Source organism: Eubacterium sp. AF36-5BH (assembly GCF_003460505.1).
Classification (GTDB): domain Bacteria; phylum Bacillota; class Clostridia; order Lachnospirales; family Lachnospiraceae; genus Eubacterium_G.
Genome location: NZ_QTVG01000005.1, coordinates 1 through 17,508, shown reverse-complemented (window position 1 = coordinate 17,508; position 17,508 = coordinate 1). Strand labels below are relative to the sequence as shown.

Below are 17,508 nucleotides of genomic sequence, written 5' to 3'. Positions count from 1 at the left end.
TAAAAACAAAAATGAAATAGCATTTGCAAGTAAACTTGCAAATGCTCTTCCATTTTGTTTTTGTATCGCTTAATGTGTTCGCGATTATTCTACAGTTACTGATTTTGCAAGGTTTCTTGGTTTATCTACATTTAAGCCTTTTAATACTGTTGTATAGTATGCAATTAACTGAAGTGGTATTACAGTTACTAATGGCATTAGAATATCTTCTAAAGCAGGTATTTCTATAACCTCATCCATAACACCTTCACTAAATTCTGTTCCTTCTTTTGTTACTGTAATAGTGAAAGCATCTCTTGATTTTACTTCTACAATATTACTTACCATTTTTTCAAGTAATTCACTCTGTGTTGCAACACTAATTACAGGCATCTGATCAGTTACTAATGAGATAGTACCATGTTTTAATTCTCCTGCAGCATAACTTTCTGAATGAATATATGAAATTTCTTTTAATTTAAGTGAACCCTCCATACTTAATGTATAATCAAGTCCACGACCGATATATAATAAGCTTGTTGCTGTTACTAACTTACTTGCAACATACTGACATCTGTCAGCACACTTCATTGTTTCTTCAATTACATCAGGTATATCTGATAATTCCTTTGTAAGTCTCATACATTCTTCCTTGTCAATGCATCCCTTTGCATAAGCCATTTCAAATGCTAACAAATACATTACTGCCATCTGCACTGAAAATGCCTTTGTTGATGCAACTGAAATTTCAGGACCTGCATGTGTGTAAAGAACCATGTCTGCTTCTCTTGCAATTGAAGAGCCTTTTACATTAACAATAGCTAATACTTTTGCACCTCTTTCTTTTGCTAATTTTAAGGCTGCCTTTGTATCTGCTGTTTCACCTGACTGTGAAATTACAATTACTAAATCTTCAGGTGTTACGATTGGATCTCTATATCTGAATTCTGATGCAATATCAACAGTTACTTCTGTTCTTGCTAATTTCTCAATAACATATTTTCCAACCATACCTGCATGGCATGCTGTACCACATGCAACTACAAATATTTTTCTGTAATTCTTTAACATTTCATCTGTTAAACCACATTCTGACAAATCAGGCATTCCATTAACAATTCTTGGTGCAATTGTAGTCTTAACTGCAGTTGGCTGTTCGTGGATTTCTTTTAACATAAAATGTTCATATCCACCTTTTTCAGCAGCATCCATATCTAAATCTGAAACTTTTACTTCTTTTACAATTTCCTGTTTGTGTATATCACAGAATTCAACTCTGTCTGCCTTAATTGTTGCAATTTCATTCTCTTCAAGAAGATAATACTTTCTTGTGTACTGTAAAATTGCAGGCACATCAGATGCTATAAAGTTTTCTTCATCACCAACACCAATAATTAATGGGCTGTCTTTTCTAACTGCAAATATTTTATCAGGAAAATCCTTAAATAAAATTCCTAAAGCATAAGCTCCTCTTATGTCATTTAAAGTCTTAATAATTGCATCTATAGGATCACCTTCATAGTAGTAATCTAATAATTTTGCAACTGTTTCTGTGTCTGTTTCACTAATAAATGAATATCCCTTTCCAATAAGGAATTTCTTAATATCCTTGTAGTTTTCAATAATACCATTGTGTACAATAGATACTCTCTTACTTCCATGTGGATGTGAATTAATATCTGATGGTTCACCATGTGTAGCCCATCTTGTATGACCAATTCCACAATGTCCATCAGGCTTATGGTCTTCTTCTATTTTTTTTCTAAGATTAGCTAACTCACCTTTTGATTTTTCTACTGTTATATTTCCATTTTCAAATACAGCAATTCCTGCTGAATCATATCCTCTATATTCTAATTTTGATAATGAATTCAAAAGTACCTCTGTACAATCTCTTTCACCAATATATCCAACTATTCCGCACATTATTTTTTCCTCCTATAAAATTGCGCCACATAGTTATAATAACTAACCATTTGACCTGCGTTATTAAGGTTAATTACATTCTTGAATCTTCCCTTAATAAAGCTGTCTAATTTATCCATATACTCATCTGCCGTTATCTTTCCTTCTGCAACCTGAGTTAAACCTAATTCCCAACTTGCTGTCAGTTCCGGATTAAGTAATGACTTAATTGAGCCATGAACAACGCCAAATATCATTTCACCTAATTGAGTAGGTGTTATAACCTGTGTCTTTTTGTTTAATGCAATATATTTAATATTCGTCAGTTTCTTAATAATTTCAGCTCTTGTTGCACTTGTGCCAATTCCTGAACCTTTTATCTGTGCTCTTAAATCTTCATCTTCAATTAACTGGCCTGCATTTTCCATAGCCAAAATTAAAGAACCTGATGTATATCGCTTAGGTGGTGTTGTTTCACCTTCCTTAATATTACATTGTGTAATTGATATTTTGTCACCTTTTTTCATATTATACAACAAATTAAAGAATTCTTCATCAAGATTTTTTCCTTGATTTTCACTAGCTTCATTTTCATTGTTTTCACTATCTTTTTCTTTATTATCTTTTGATTTTGCTTCGGCTTTCTTTTTTTCTTTTGGAACACCTACAATTTCAAAGTATCCTTTTTGTACAAGTATCTTGAAATTAGACGAAAACTGCTCTGTTGTAGTAGTTTCATCTGTATATGTTCCAGGCATTATGCCTATTAATGTAGCCTTCTTGTAAATTGCCGGTGGATAAAAAATACTTAAAAATCTTCTTACAATAACCATATAAACTCTTTGATTTATGCCTTTTTGTTTAGCTAAACCGTTCAATCCCTGACCTGTAGGAATTATGGCATAATGGTCTGTAATCTTTTTATCATCAACATATTTTGTTTTCTCCAAACCTTTGTAAGAGCCTGCCTGCAATATTTTTTTTGCAAAACCACTACAAGGACCATAATTTTGTAAACCACTTATGTTTTTTGAAATTTCCTTACTAACAGCCGTTGATAAAACTCTTGCATCTGTTCTTGGATATGTAACAAGTTTAGCCTCATATAGCTGCTGAACAACATTTAAAGTTTCATCAGGGCTAATCTTAAACATTTTTGAACAATCGTTTTGTAATTCAGCAAGATTATATAATAACGGAGCTTGCTTTTTTTCATCCTTCATTGTAATTGACTTGATTGTCATTTCAAGAGGATATGGTGGCTTTACATTAAGTTCATTAGCCAAATCACTGTTTTCAAGCTCCATTGGGCCATGTTTTTCTAAAGCCTCAATTAACGCCACTGCCGTAGTTTTTTCTTTAAATCCATTTTCTTTGTAAAGTAATGGCGATTCGAAAAACTTTGAACCTTTAACAGCTTTCCATTCTGTATCTATTATTCTGCCTGCAATGTCAGTTTGTGCCATAACTCTGTAAAAAGGAGTTTTCTCAAACCCTCTTATTTCACGTTCCCTGTTACAGATCATCCCTAACACACAAGTCATTACTCTACCAACATTTATGGATTTCCAACCGTCTTTTAAATAATTTTGAATTGAATTTCCATATTTTAATGTAAGTAATCTGGAAAAATTAATTCCCATTAAATAATCTTCTTTTGCTCTTAAATATGCTGCATCTGAGAGATTGTCGTATTCCTTTAAGTCTTTTGCCTCTTTTATACCACGTAGAATTTCTTCCTCAGTCTGGGAATCAATCCAAACTCTCTTCTCTGACTTATCTTTTACCCCTGCTTCCTGTGCAACTAATCTGTAAATATATTCTCCCTCTCGTCCCGAGTCGGTACAAACATAAATCGTCTCAACATCATCACGATTAAGAATTGTTTTGACTATTTCAAACTGTTTCTTTACAGATGGGATAACTTCATATTTCCACTCTGTTGGAATAAAAGGCAAATCTCTTAAATTCCATTTTTTATATTTTTCATCATAGACTTCCGGATAGCTCATTGTCACCAAATGACCTACGCACCAGGTGACTATTGCATTATTGCTTTCCATATAGCCATCTTTTCTTGTTGTATTTAATTTTAATGCTTTTGCAAATTCGGCGGCAACACTTGGTTTTTCCGCAATGAATACTGCTTTTTTCATTATTTCTCCTATTTCATTAACTACTTATTAATCTCATCTAAAGTCATTACATACGCCGGAAGAAATTCTTCAATAAAAACATCTATCTCTTCCATTTGCATATCTTCTAAGGCTTTTCTTATTGTATCTTCTGCCTTAGCAAAATCTGTATTGCCGGTATTTTTTTCTTCTATACATTTAATATATGCTGATAGCTTGTCAGCCGCCTTAACATATTTCCACTCGATAGAATCATCTTCGATTAATATATCCTCATATGCTTCCTGCATATCTTCCGGTAATTCCTTTAGAAGTTGATTTGCTGCTATGTTTTCTACTTTCTTGTATGCATCCCTAATTTCAGGTGCATAATATTTTATTGGTGTAGGTAAATCACCTGTTATAATTTCTGTGGTATCATGCATTATTCCCATCAAGGCTATATGTTCAGCATTTAAATTTCTGCCAAAGCGCTTATTTCCAATAACTGCAAGCCCATGAGCAATGATAGCAACCTGTAAACTGTGCTCTGCAATATTTTCATTTATATTATTGCGCATTAATCCCCAACGGTTAATGTATTTCATTCTTGATAACATACCAAAAAAATTATTCATTTTAATCTCCTCTATACACGAAATAACAGTCTTATAATTATAGCAAATTTACCTTGTTTTTACTACCCCAATTAAAATTTACCCATTCTCTTTGTTACGAAAAAATAAGAACATATTAAAGCAAATACAACATTCACCTTAACATGCTCTTATTTCTATTAGCATATCCGAGTATACTATAAAATTAAATATTTAAAAATTTCTTAACTATAGCTTCCATTCCATCAACCTCAACTAAGTTGTTGTGACGAACTTCTGCGTTTCTGATTTCTTCAATTGCATTTGGAATCTTAACATTTGCAATCTTGCTTAATTCATCGATTAATTTAAAATCATCAAGCTTATCGTATTCAGGATTAATAGCATCCATAACGCTTCTTGCGAACTTAAATGGACTTGCTGTTGAAGCAATAACAGTTACCGCATCATCATTTGTTTCTGCAACATATTTCTTATATGTACTTGCAGCTACAGCTGTATGTGTATCCATTACATAACCTGTTTTTTCGTACGTGTCCTTAATTACCTTTGCAGTTTCTTCTTCTGTAGCGTAATTGCCGTAGAAGTCATCAAGTTCTGCTTTCATTTCATCAGTGATTGTATATTTACCTTTTGTAGCAAGATCATTCATTAATTCACTGTTCTTTTCTGAACTGTTTCCTGCAATTTTGTAAATTAATCTTTCAAGGTTACTTGAAATTAAAATATCCATTGAAGGTGATGATGTAAGAATGAAATCTCTGTTCTTGTCATATTCACCTGTCTTAAAGAAATCAAATAATACTTTATTTTCATTTGAAGCACAAATTAATTTAGCAATTGGAAGTCCCATGTTCTTTGCATAGTATGCTGCTAAAATATTACCAAAGTTTCCTGTAGGGACAACTACATTCATCTTCTGATCTTTTGCAAGCTTACCTTCTGCATATAATTTTGCATAAGCGTATACATAGTAAGCAACCTGTGGTACAAGACGACCAATGTTAATTGAGTTAGCTGATGAGAACTGGAAGCCTTTTTCATCCATTTCCTTAGCTAATTCTTTATTTCCGAAAATTGCCTTTACACCACTTTGAGCCTGGTCAAAGTTTCCTTCAATTGCAACAACGTATGTGTTATTACCTTTCTGTGTAACCATCTGCTTTTCCTGTACCTTACTTACACCACCATGAGGATAGAAAACAATAATTCTTGTTCCTTCTACATCAGCAAAACCTGCCATGGCAGCCTTTCCTGTATCACCTGATGTTGCTGTTAAGATAACAATTTCATTTTTTACATTGTTCTTCTTAGCTGAAGTTGTAAGTAAATGTGGCAAAATTGATAATGCCATATCCTTAAAAGCAATTGTCTTTCCATGGAATAACTCAAGATAATATGCTCCGTCTACTTCTGCTAAAGGTGCAATTTCTTCTGTGTCAAACTTTGAATCATAGGCTTTTGTAATACAATTCTTTAATTCTTCTTCTGTAAAATCAGTAAAGAATAACTTCATTACTTCATAAGCAACCTGCTGATATGTCATCTTTGATAACTCATCAATTGTTGCTTCAAGTTTTGGGATTTCTGTTGGTACAAATAATCCTCCATCATCAGCTAATCCCTTTAAAATTGCTTCAGATGCCTTTAATGTTTCTCCTGTACCTCTTGTGCTCTTATAAAGTATCTCTTTCATAGTCTCTCCTCGTTTTCTATTTATTATTAATATAGTTAATTAGTCCGCCATTTGAAATAATTTTCTGCATAAATTCAGGGAAAGCCTGACCTTGATATTCTTCATTCTTTGTTTTGTTATAAATCTTACCACTATCAAAGTCTACTTCAATTTCATTTCCTTCTTCTATGTTCTTTGCTGCCTCAGGGCATTCAATAATAGGTAAACCAATATTAATTGCGTTACGATAAAAAATTCTTGCAAATGTTTCTGCAATTACACAACTAACACCTGCCGCCTTAATAGCTATTGGTGCATGTTCTCTTGATGAACCACAACCAAAGTTCTTATCAGCAACAATAATGTCACCTTCACTTACTTTATTTACAAATTCCTTGTCAATATCTTCCATGCAATGTTTTGCTAATTCTGCCGGATCAGGTACATTTAGGTATCTAGCCGGTATAATAACGTCTGTATCTACATTGCTTCCAAATTTGAATACTCTTCCTTCTGCCTTCATATTATACCTCCTATAATCCTAATTCTTCAGGGCCTGAAATCTTACCTGTAACAGCACTTGCTGCAGCAACAGCAGGGCTTGCAAGATAAACTTCTGATTCAGGATCACCCATACGACCTACGAAGTTTCTGTTTGTAGTTGCTATTGCTCTTTCGCCTTTTGCAAGTATACCCATGTGTCCTCCTAAACATGGACCACATGTTGGTGTACTTACTGCACAACCTGCTTTAATGAATATTGAAGCAAGACCTTCTTCTATACACTGTAAATAAACAGCCTGTGTAGCAGGGAATATAATACATCTTACGCCCTTCTTAACTTCTCTTCCTTCAAGAATTTTAGCAGCAATTCTCATATCTTCAATTCTACCGTTTGTACATGAACCAATAACAACCTGATCAATTTTTACGTCACCAACATTGTCAATTGTCTTTGTATTCTCTGGTAAATGTGGAAATGCCACTGTTGGTTTTAATTCACTTAAATCAATTGTATATTCTTCATCATATACTGCATCTTCATCAGGTGAATATTCTGTGAATTCTTTTGTTGAATGTTCTTTCATGTATTCTCTTGTTAAATCATCAACTATGAAAATACCATTCTTACCGCCTGCTTCAATTGCCATATTTGTCATGGCAAATCTATCATCCATTGAAAGATACTGAACACCGTCACCCATAAATTCCATTGAACGGTATAAAGCACCATCAACACCAATCATACCGATAATATGTAAAATAATATCTTTTCCACTAACCCACTTAGCAGGTTTTCCTGTTAAATTAAATTTAATAGCTGAAGGAACTTTGAACCAAGCCTGACCTGTAGCCATTCCTGCTGCCATGTCTGTACTACCAACACCTGTTGAAAATGCTCCAAGTGCTCCGTATGTACATGTATGTGAATCAGCTCCAATTACAACATCACCTGCAACTACTAATCCTTTTTCCGGAAGTAGGGCATGTTCAATACCAACTCTACCTGTTTCAAAATAATTTGTAATTTCGTTTTCTTCAGCGAAATCTTTTACGCATTTGTAAAGTTCTGCTGACTTAATATCTTTGTTTGGTGTAAAGTGATCTGGTACTAAAGCGATCTTGTCTTTGCAAAATACACAATCCACATCCATCTTTTCCATTTCCTTAATAGCAACCGGTGCAGTTACATCGTTACCTAAAACTAAATCAAGATTAGCTTCAATTAACTGTCCTGCCACAACACTATCAAGTCCTGCATGTTTAGCAAGAATTTTTTGAGTCATAGTCATTCCCATAACTTGTTCCTCCTTAAAATGTATTTATCATTTATCTTAGATAATTGTTTAACAAATTACAATCCATATTATTTTAGTCGAAAAAAGCCCTATAGTCAATGTCTTAAGGCTTTTTAGTATTAAAAAAGAATATCCCGTACAACTATTTTCTTCTCGCACTAGTGTGTATCCCTAGTGGAATGTTTTTTATTAAATATTATATTTTTTCAATTTTTCAAAAAACGTTAAAAATATTTTTTATAAACTTGTAAAAAATTGTTATATAACTTTATTATGTTTCTTTATATTGTTGAAACCAAATACAAAATATGGTATAAAACTTATTGTGTTTTTACACATATTGGAGAAGTACCCAAGTGGCTGAAGGGTCTGGCTTCGAACACCAGTAGGTCGATAGCATCGGCGCGAGGGTTCAAATCCCTCCTTCTCCGTTACTTATGTCATATGCATTCGTGCATATGACTTTTTTATTTCTTCAATCTTTATTTCTTCAATCTTTATTTCTTCAATCTTGTTTTTTAAAATCTCTATTTCTTTTTTGTTTTTATTTATGCTATACTTACTCCCATGAACAGATATAATTCACTAAACAGTTATTTAAAAAATCAATATGGTTGCAAAGTATACAAATTAAGTCTTTCTTCAGGTTTGTCCTGCCCCAACAGGGATGGCTCATTAAGTGATATGGGATGTATTTTTTGCAGTAATGGTGGTTCCGGAGAGTTTGCCACATCATGCAATTACTCTATTACTGAGCAGATTGAAATGGCAAAAGAAAGAGTTTCTACAAAAATAAAAAATGGAAAGTATATTGCATATTTTCAGTCTTTTACCAACACTTACGGCAACGTAGACTATCTTGAAAAGATTTTTACCGAAGCCATCAATCACCCAGATATTGTGTGTTTATCCATTGGTACAAGACCTGATTGTCTTCCTGATGATGTTATAGATTTATTGAACAGATTAAATAAAATAAAGCCTGTATGGATTGAGCTTGGTCTTCAGACAATTCATGAAGATACAGCAACATATATAAATCGTGGATATACATTGAATATATTTGATGATGCAGTATCTAAATTAAATGCCATTGGAGTGGAGGTAATTGTACATTTAATTTTAGGACTTCCTTATGAAACTGAGTCAGATATTTTGGAAAGTGTTTCGTATGTTTGTAACAAGCCTATATCAGGCATCAAGCTACAACTTCTTCACATATTAAAAAATACTCCTTTAGAAAAGGAGTATCTTTTAAATAAATTTCATGTATTTTCTCTTGAAGAGTATGCCACTCTTCTTGGTAAATGCATATGTACTATTCCTAAAAATATTGTAATTCACAGAATAACCGGTGACGGTCCTAAGTCACTACTCATTGAACCTCAATGGAGCGGCAACAAGAAATTAGTTCTTAACTATATTAATAAATATTTTAATGATATGGATATTATCCAAGGTAAATACCTTTAACAGAAAGCACTTAGTTTGTTTCTTCAGTAGCAACCTGAGTGCTTTCTATTTGTATTTGAGTTTCTGTAGGAGTGGAATCTGTTGTCTCCTCTACTAATGTTTCCTGTGTTTCCATTTCTGTTGTTTCTTCTGTCATTGAAACACTTTCCTGAACATCTGAAACAGATTCAGTTTCACCGCCATTAGTTACCGGTTCTGTATTAAAATCTTCATCCGAAATTTCAACTGTATCAATTACAATATTTTTGTTGTGTTCAGCCTTATCAACTAAAGTGCTGATTTTACTTTGACATAATGTACTGATTTTTTCATTATCTTCTTTTGAAATTTCAATACAAAGGTTAGCTTTTCCAAGAGAAACATCATTCTTTCTTGCAACCTTTTTTATTTTCTTAGTAACTTTAACGTTTTGGTATACTGCCTTACACTTTAACTTACGAATCTTAATTGCTTCGTTTGTTTCTGTTTTAATTTGTGCAAGTTTTTCGCTATCAAGTTTCTTTGCTTCCTCTTTGTTGTCTGATGACTTATTTATTGCTGAAACAAGCATTACATTCTTCTTATTTTTCTTTAAATAACCTTCTTTTCGAAGATTCTTTACAACAAGATTAATTGCTTTTTCATATCCGTCATTATCCTGCATTTCACTTAGCGTGTAGTTGGCAATCGCTTTTCCTTCTTTGTTGCCACCTTTAATCTTCTTAACACTTCCATCGTCATTTACATCAATTGTGATGCTTGGATTTACATCAATTACAATTGAAAATGCCAACTGTTTTTGATTTCCACCAAAATTAAATAATGGTTGCATAATCATAATTAATGCCACGAAACATGCTGCTACTAATGTTGCTATAGCAGGTACTTTAAAATAATGAATAACATTACTTTTCTCTTTAAATAAAGGTCTGTCTTTTCCAAATAATTCCTTTTCACTCTTTATAGGTTCAATTGGAGTATCTAATATCTTTTGTAACATATCAGGAGCCATTTCTTCCAGTTCCTTATTAAGTTTTTCTCTAATATCTTTTTCCTGCATAATGACCTCCTTTCTGATAATCCACAAGACAATTCTTCAATTTCTTAAGCGACCGGTTATATTTCGATAACACCGTCGATAAAGATAAACCTACGAGTTCTGCAATCTCTCTATGCTTCAAGCCATCAATCATATGTAAGGTAACAATGGTTCGCTCCTCTTCTCCCAAAATGTTAAATATATGTTCTATTAACATTTTGTCTTCTACATTTTTCATTTGCGGGCTTTGTTTTTCCATGCCCTCTGAAACATAGTTTTCAACTTCGTCGTAATCTACACTGTTATTCTTTTTATTTTTTCTAACAAAATCTAAATATTGATTTTTTGCTATGGCACACATCCAAGTCATTGGTGTACCCTGTTTTTTATATAAGTGACTACCATTTCTAATTCTTATATATGTATTTTGAAGCAAATCCTCCGCGTCCTCTTTATTCCTTGTTAGTGATAAGAGAAAACCAAACAATTCCTTGTAACTGGCATAATACAATTCTGTGAATGCCTGGTCATCGCCTTTTGAAATAGCTTCAAACCAATCTTCGTTTATGGCATCATTACCATACTGTTTTTTATTTTCATCCATACTTCCATTCCTACTTTTTTTGTTTTCCTATACAATAGTACAATTTAAAGTTTATTAAGTCAAACATATATTAAACGTAGAAATTTGCTGTAATCTTTTTAGTTACCTGTAATTTCATTGTTTTCGAAAACAAACTGAGGGCTTTTCATACCCTTTTCTTTTTTTGTTGTTCAATTGTTATACGAAGGCTATTTCTTTTTTATTGCATTAAATTTAATTTTTTATTATAATTTTTTGGAACTTGATTTTTTATGTGTTGGAGAAAAGAAATGGAACAGACTTTTATGAAAACAAAACCAATTTTTCCGTTGGTTTTATCCATGGCATTACCAATGACAATCTCAATGCTGGTAAATGCCTTATATAATATTGTAGACAGTTATTTTGTTGCGCAAATAAGTGAAGATGCAATGACTGCCCTGTCATTAGTTTACCCAATCCAAAACATTGTAACATCTGTTACTGTAGGATTTGGAATAGGTATTAACGTCCTTGTTGCTTTTTACTTAGGGGCAAAAAATCAAAAAGCAGCAAACAACGTAACTACTTTAGGATTATTATGCAATATTTTTCATGGAATACTATTAACAATTATTTGTATTTCCACAATTAAATTGTATCTTGGACTATTTACAGATAATGCAAATGTAATTTCCAATGGCTTAACATATTCTTATATTGTTTTTGCTTTTTCAATTCCAATAGCAATTTCCATTAGTTTTGAAAAAATATTTCAGGCTGTGGGTCAAATGAAAGTTTCCATGATATGCATGATTTTAGGCTGTGTTACCAATATAATCCTTGACCCTATATTAATTTTCGGCTTAGGTATTTTCCCAAAACTTGGTATTAAAGGTGCGGCAATTGCCACTGTAATCGGACAGGTAGCAACTTTACTTGGGTATATTCTTTTTTATATATTTAGACCAATTCCTGTTAAAGTTTCGGTGAAAGATTTAAAATTTAATAAGAATTTAGTTAAGAAGCTATACTCAATAGGTTTTCCTGCTACTTTAAACATGGCTTTACCTTCATTACAGGTATCAGTTTTAAACAGTATTCTCTCTGTTTATTCAGAAGGCTATGTGCTAGTGCTTGGTGCCTACTATAAATTACAGACGTTTTTATATTTAACTGCAAATGGAGTTGTGCAGGGCATGAGACCGTTAATTTCATATAATTACGGTGCCGAAGAATATACAAGAGTTAAGAAAATATTCAAAACTGCTCTTTCAATTATATTGACAGTAATGGCACTTGGAACAGTTCTTTGTTTATTAATTCCAGGAAAATTAATTGGTTTGTTTACTGCTAATCCCGATACAATTTCAATTGGATTTACTGCCTTAAGAATAATTAGTATTGGCTTTATTATTTCCTCTGTATCAATTACTGTATCAGGAAGTCTTGAAGCTTTAGGTAAGGGATTTTCTTCTTTGATAATCTCAATGTTACGATATATTTTCGTAATGCTTGGCTTTGCTTTTATTTTGAATCTGTTGATAGGTTCAACTGGTGTATGGCACAGTTTTTGGATTACTGAGTTTATAACTGCATTTGTAACATTTATTTTATACAAGAAACAAATAAACTGCTAAAAAGATTATGAAAAATAAACCAGCCTTCATTTTGCCAAATTATGTTATGACTATTGAAGGCTGGTTTATTTTGTTTTAGTCATTTTTTGTTCTAATTAATCTAGTCCTCTGGTTCGATTTCCGTAGGTATATCAATACATTCAGGATTCTTCACTGTTCCCTTTGCCCATGCACTACCCACATCACATCTTCCATGATGATGAACTTCCTTTATCTCACCATCAGCAAAAGCATCTATAGCTGTTACGTTAATTCTGCTTGTTCCTGCTTCCACCTTACCATCTAACATTTTCATAAGGTTTTCTATATCTTTTTCACTTGCCATAATCATTTCTCCTTTCAGTCGGCGGCATTTCGTCGAAAAAATTCCTAGAAAATGAACTTCGTTCATTTTGTTTTCTCCTATTATAACTTTTTTAGTTTTTTTAAGCAATTGTTTGTTTCTTACGGCTTACAATATTTGTGGCGACAGTAAACAAGATACTAAAGCCTAAAACTACTGCTCCATTAATTAGTAATGGTTTAATAGCAGTGAAATTAAATCTTTCCATACCTTTTATTAATTCATTATTTGCAACGAAATAATACGTTGGTAAAACGTGTGCTATTTTTATAACATAATCAGGCATATACTCTACTGGCACAAAACATCCACATAAGAACGATGAACCTAGCGCCACCACATTTACAATTCCGCCTATGGCATTTTTATTTTGAGTAATATTTCCAATAAAAAATCCTATGGTTAAACTGCAAATTGAAAACATAAGGGCATTTAAAATGTAAGCTAAGCCATTGGTACTTATAAGCAAATCTTTAAATAAAATTCCACTAAGTACCATGTAGAAAATCCACATTACTAGAATCAGAATACCATTAGTAAGTAAAACAATTCTGTTAAACTTTTTGTAATTGTAGCTACTGATTATTGTTCTTTTTCTAACATTATTTTCTTTTACACTTGCTAAAATCATACTTATACAGTATACGCAACCTGCCAAAAGAGCATAATTTAAGAAATTGAAATATCTTGTCATACTGCTTAACTTTGATGTATCCAGAGAAGTCTTTAATTCTACTTTTACCTCATCATTTACCACTTTATTTACTTTACTTATAAGTTCTTCTCCCGTGTAATATTCCTTATATACGTTTATCATTTTTATGTATTTTTCTACCAGCATTTTGGTATATGAGGAATATTGGTCTTTTGTAGACTTATATTCTAATGTGGGCATCTTGCCCTCCATTAAATCCTTTCCAAAATTCTTCGGTATGTAAATAATAAAATTAACATCTCGATAAAAAAGTGCATCATCCACCTTTTCTTCATTGTTAATATCAATGTCTTTTATTTCTGAATGTTTGCTTATATAATCTGTAAATCCTTTTGTTATCGCATTATCTCCATCTTTATTTACAATTAATACGTCCGGTTTTGAGTCCTCAAAATCAACTGCATTACTGCCTGATGTTTGGTTTAAAACCGTAATTGAAATAAGTATTGCTGTATAAAGAATCAACATTCCTTTTTTCTTGTTTAATATTTTTAATATTGTTTTAAAGACTGTCATACTTTTCCCTCCTTAAACTTACGAAAGAAATTATCAAACAGACTGCAATAAATATTAATAAATAGAAAACATCCCTAAAATATCTGTTTAATGTATCGTAATAATACAATGAGTAAAAACCATCTGTTATTAAATTGTTAGGATTAACAAGATTAACTATTGGGGCGTTTTTATCGATTTCATATTTAAGAGCTACACCCATCATACCCGACAAAACAGAGAAAAACATTGTTACAGCTATTGTTATACCTACTTTGGCGTTTTCAGACACCTTTAACACAGATGCAATAAGCACACCTAATGATATACCTGCCAAATCACCAATTAATGTAAGTAAAAGAACCAATGGCAGATTACCGCCGAAATCAACTTTAATAACAAATTTCAAAAATGCCATCAAAATTGCTATTCCAACAAGGCTTACTATATATGAGCCAACTGCCGAACTTAGCACGATTATACTTTTTCTGTTAGGCGATACTGAAATTCTTTTTCCTTTGCTACTCATATTTGCCAAACAAGTGTTAATTGCGGTAAGTCCAAGAGTCCCACCATACAAACATGCCATAGCTATTAAAGTATAAAATTCAATTTGCATATAACCTAAATTTGCATTTGATTTGTCCATTAATTTAACATGTGTGTCATTAATTTTTAGCAAAGTTTCTTTGGCAATTTTTTCTCCATCAAAAGATGTATTTCCTTTTGCAATTTGTGTTTCTATATTTTTCTTGCACAATTCTTCAATAACACTTTTGTTTTGTTTAACTTCTGTTACAACAAATTTAAGCAAAGTTTCGTATGTACCATTTTCTTTTACCACAACATTAGGTTCATTATTTTTAAATTGAATATAACCTTCAATTTCTGAGTCATCTAAAAGAGAATCCGCTTTTTTCTTTGTAACATATTTAATATTAAACAATTGATTCTTACTGTCTTTATCAGATAACTCTTTCAAGGTTTCCTTATAAATTATCTGTTTTTCAAATTGACTGTCATTAACAACAGCAATGTCAAATACCTTTAACTGCTCATCCTTTTCAATATTTGAAAACGCCATATTAAAGAAGATTCCTAAAATAATAGGAAAAGCAAAGGTCCAAAATATTAATATTTTATTTTTGAACAATGTTTGTATTGTATACTTCAAATTATGAATAAACATTAGTCCCTTAATTCCTTTCCTGTTAATTTCAAAAATACATCATTTAATGTAGGGCCTACACGCTCTATTTTTTCTTCAATGTTAGCCTGCTGTTTTAGCTCTTCGCTTGTTCCCTGAGCTATTATTTTTCCTTTATCTAAAATAATAATTCTGTCACAAAGAATTTCTACTTCTTCCATGTAATGAGTTGTGTAAACAATTGTTGCCCCATTGTCCCTTAACTTTTTTATGCCATCTAAAATGTTGTTTCTACTTTGAGGATCAACTGCAACTGTTGGCTCATCTAAAAAAATTAATTTTGGCTTATGAGCTATTCCACAAGCAATATTTAATCTCCTTAAAAGACCACCTGACAATTGTTTAGGTAAAAACTTTTTAAATTCACCAAGACCTACTAACTCAATGGCTTCTTCTACATACTGCTTTCTGATTTTCTTATCCTGAATATATAAGCCACAGAAATAGTTTATGTTATCATATACATTTAATTCATCAAAAACAGCAACATCCTGAAATATAACCCCTATTTTTTCCTTTATATCATAGGAATCAGGTTTCATTTCCTCTCCGAAAATTTTAATTGTGCCTTTTTGATATTTAAGCAATGACAAAATTGAGTTAATGCAGGTACTTTTACCACTTCCATTAGGACCAAGTAAACCTAAAATTTCTCCTTTATACACATCAAAAGACAAGTCATCAATTGCCAACTTATTCTTGTATTCTTTTGTTAAATTACACACTTCAATTATTTTTTTCTTATTTTTATCCATATTTTTCTCTCTATCTTATATAATAAACTCTATTTTCTTTTCTCTCTGGTGTATTAGGATATTCTCCATCAACATAACCTAAAGCACAATGACCTATACCTTCGTATTCATCTTCAATTCCAAGTGATTTAAGCAATTCCTTTCCCCACTGTGTTTCAAATTCTTCTTTTGCACGATGTATCCAGCAACTTCCGATACCTAAATCATGTGCTGCAAGCATTAGATTACCCATAACCAAACTTCCATCATAAATTCCTGTAGGCCAGTCTTTCTTTGTCAAAACAATTAACATTGCAGGTGCACCATAAAAAGGATCAAAACCTTCTTCCCAACCGCCAATTTTTCTATTCATTTCAGCAATTTCATCTCTAAGTTCTTTTTTAGTTACCTGAATAATTATTGTATTTTGTTTGCCTTTTCCACTAGCTGCATATAAACCGGCTTCTATAATCTTATCAAGTACATCCTGTGGAACCATTTCACTTTTGTACTTACGAATACTTCTTCTTTCCTTCATTTCTTTTAATACTTCACTCATATTGCTACTCCTTTCAATCTTCTTAATTTCAAATTATTAAAGCCTGCCTACATTGGTGTTCTCACTTCAATTAAATTTCCGTCTAAATCATAAAACCTTACCATCTTTTGTCCCCAGTTAAAAGTTGTAAGTTCATTTACAAACTTAATGTTAGGATATTTTTGTTTTAAATTATCCACAAAATTTTCTATATTAGTTTCTTCAAAATATAGTTCACTTGCATTATTTTGCATAATCACATCACCATTCAAAGCTTCTTTCCAAATATTTATATCCTGAAGAACAAGACCTTCGGTTAAAATTATATTTCCGTCTGTGTCTAAAATAACATCTAAACCAAATAAGTCATGGTAAAACTTTTTAGATTCTTCTATATTGCTTACTGTGATTAATACGTTTTTTAATTTCATATGCTTGCTCCTTTTCGTATAAATAATATTATACGTTATTGGGAGGATATATGGAATGGAAAAAGAGAGTTTTCTTTCAACGCGAACTCCTTTCTTATAGAAAATATATTTTTCTGTGAAAAATTATATTTTCTATAAGCGACGTTGCATTAGCTCAAATGCCCGCCTACAAAACAAGAACCACACGCATCTCTTTGTGCTAGCACAAGCGATGTCACGCGAACGCTTTCTTATAGAAAATATATTTTTCTGTGAAAAATTAT

Annotated in this window: 16 protein-coding genes and 1 tRNA gene; 3 read left to right on the top strand and 14 right to left on the bottom strand. The window is 32.0% G+C overall.

Annotated features, from left to right (window positions below; genetic code table 11):
- Positions 1–84 precede the first annotated feature (84 nt).
- The 6 genes from glmS to leuC form a co-directional block, all read right to left on the bottom strand.
- A complete protein-coding gene (gene glmS / locus DW006_RS05865; protein WP_117999453.1) occupies positions 85–1,905 on the bottom strand; it encodes a glutamine--fructose-6-phosphate transaminase (isomerizing) in 1,821 nt (606 codons plus the stop codon).
- Positions 1,905–4,040, bottom strand: a complete 2,136-nt coding sequence (locus DW006_RS05860; RefSeq protein ID WP_117999452.1) for a DNA topoisomerase — start codon at positions 4,038–4,040, stop codon at positions 1,905–1,907. Before DW006_RS05860 ends, glmS begins: the two co-directional genes overlap by 1 nt.
- Positions 4,041–4,060: 20 nt before the next feature.
- A complete protein-coding gene (gene yfbR / locus DW006_RS05855; protein WP_117999451.1) occupies positions 4,061–4,636 on the bottom strand; it encodes a 5'-deoxynucleotidase in 576 nt (191 codons plus the stop codon).
- Positions 4,637–4,820: 184 nt separating this feature from the next.
- Positions 4,821–6,311: a threonine synthase gene (thrC, locus tag DW006_RS05850; protein WP_117999450.1), complete on the bottom strand. Its 1,491-nt coding sequence runs from the start codon at positions 6,309–6,311 to the stop codon at positions 4,821–4,823.
- Between the two features lie 16 nt (positions 6,312–6,327).
- Positions 6,328–6,813 (bottom strand): 3-isopropylmalate dehydratase small subunit, encoded by a 486-nt coding sequence (leuD, locus tag DW006_RS05845; protein WP_117999449.1) that lies wholly within the window; start codon positions 6,811–6,813, stop codon positions 6,328–6,330.
- Between the two features lie 10 nt (positions 6,814–6,823).
- Positions 6,824–8,089, bottom strand: coding sequence for a 3-isopropylmalate dehydratase large subunit (gene leuC / locus DW006_RS05840; RefSeq protein ID WP_117999448.1), 1,266 nt, complete (start codon positions 8,087–8,089; stop codon positions 6,824–6,826).
- A 342-nt stretch (positions 8,090–8,431) separates the two neighbouring features.
- Between leuC and DW006_RS05835 the strand changes: the two genes are divergently transcribed.
- Both DW006_RS05835 and DW006_RS05830 read left to right on the top strand, forming a co-directional pair.
- A tRNA-Ser gene (locus DW006_RS05835) sits at positions 8,432–8,520 on the top strand.
- Positions 8,521–8,656: 136 nt separating this feature from the next.
- Entirely contained in the window at positions 8,657–9,562 is a 906-nt protein-coding gene (locus DW006_RS05830; protein WP_117999447.1) for a TIGR01212 family radical SAM protein, read from the top strand.
- 10 nt (positions 9,563–9,572) lie between these two features.
- Here DW006_RS05830 and DW006_RS05825 read toward each other — a convergent pair whose 3' ends face one another.
- Both DW006_RS05825 and DW006_RS05820 read right to left on the bottom strand, forming a co-directional pair.
- Positions 9,573–10,601, bottom strand: a complete 1,029-nt coding sequence (locus DW006_RS05825; RefSeq protein ID WP_117999446.1) for a hypothetical protein — start codon at positions 10,599–10,601, stop codon at positions 9,573–9,575.
- Complete coding sequence (locus DW006_RS05820) at positions 10,582–11,184, bottom strand: RNA polymerase sigma factor (protein ID WP_117999445.1); 603 nt, start codon at positions 11,182–11,184, stop codon at positions 10,582–10,584. The genes DW006_RS05825 and DW006_RS05820 overlap by 20 nt, the downstream gene beginning before the upstream one ends.
- Before the next feature lie 269 nt (positions 11,185–11,453).
- Here DW006_RS05820 and DW006_RS05815 point away from each other — a divergent pair, with 269 nt between their 5' ends.
- Positions 11,454–12,782 (top strand): MATE family efflux transporter, encoded by a 1,329-nt coding sequence (locus DW006_RS05815; RefSeq protein WP_117999444.1) that lies wholly within the window; start codon positions 11,454–11,456, stop codon positions 12,780–12,782.
- A 100-nt stretch (positions 12,783–12,882) separates the two neighbouring features.
- On the opposite strand, the gene DW006_RS05810 is transcribed toward DW006_RS05815, so the two are convergent.
- From DW006_RS05810 to DW006_RS05785, 6 genes are read right to left on the bottom strand one after another with little or no spacing between them, the layout of a single operon-like run.
- Positions 12,883–13,173, bottom strand: a complete 291-nt coding sequence (locus DW006_RS05810; protein ID WP_147337638.1) for a hypothetical protein — start codon at positions 13,171–13,173, stop codon at positions 12,883–12,885.
- A gap of 34 nt (positions 13,174–13,207) precedes the next feature.
- Positions 13,208–14,356, bottom strand: a complete 1,149-nt coding sequence (locus DW006_RS05805; protein WP_117999442.1) for an ABC transporter permease — start codon at positions 14,354–14,356, stop codon at positions 13,208–13,210.
- Positions 14,343–15,524 carry an ABC transporter permease gene (locus DW006_RS05800; RefSeq protein WP_117999441.1) on the bottom strand — a complete coding sequence of 394 codons (1,182 nt, stop codon included), beginning with the start codon at positions 15,522–15,524 and terminating at the stop codon, positions 14,343–14,345. The genes DW006_RS05805 and DW006_RS05800 overlap by 14 nt, the downstream gene beginning before the upstream one ends.
- The gene (locus DW006_RS05795; protein WP_117999440.1) at positions 15,524–16,297 is read right to left on the bottom strand and encodes an ABC transporter ATP-binding protein; all 774 of its coding nucleotides are present in this window, start codon (positions 16,295–16,297) and stop codon (positions 15,524–15,526) included. The genes DW006_RS05800 and DW006_RS05795 overlap by 1 nt, the downstream gene beginning before the upstream one ends.
- A gap of 10 nt (positions 16,298–16,307) precedes the next feature.
- On the bottom strand, positions 16,308–16,835 hold the full coding sequence (locus DW006_RS05790; RefSeq protein ID WP_117999439.1) for a nitroreductase: 528 nt from the start codon (positions 16,833–16,835) through the stop codon (positions 16,308–16,310).
- A 47-nt stretch (positions 16,836–16,882) separates the two neighbouring features.
- Positions 16,883–17,245: a VOC family protein gene (locus DW006_RS05785; RefSeq protein ID WP_117999438.1), complete on the bottom strand. Its 363-nt coding sequence runs from the start codon at positions 17,243–17,245 to the stop codon at positions 16,883–16,885.
- Between the last annotated feature and the right edge of the window lie 263 nt (positions 17,246–17,508).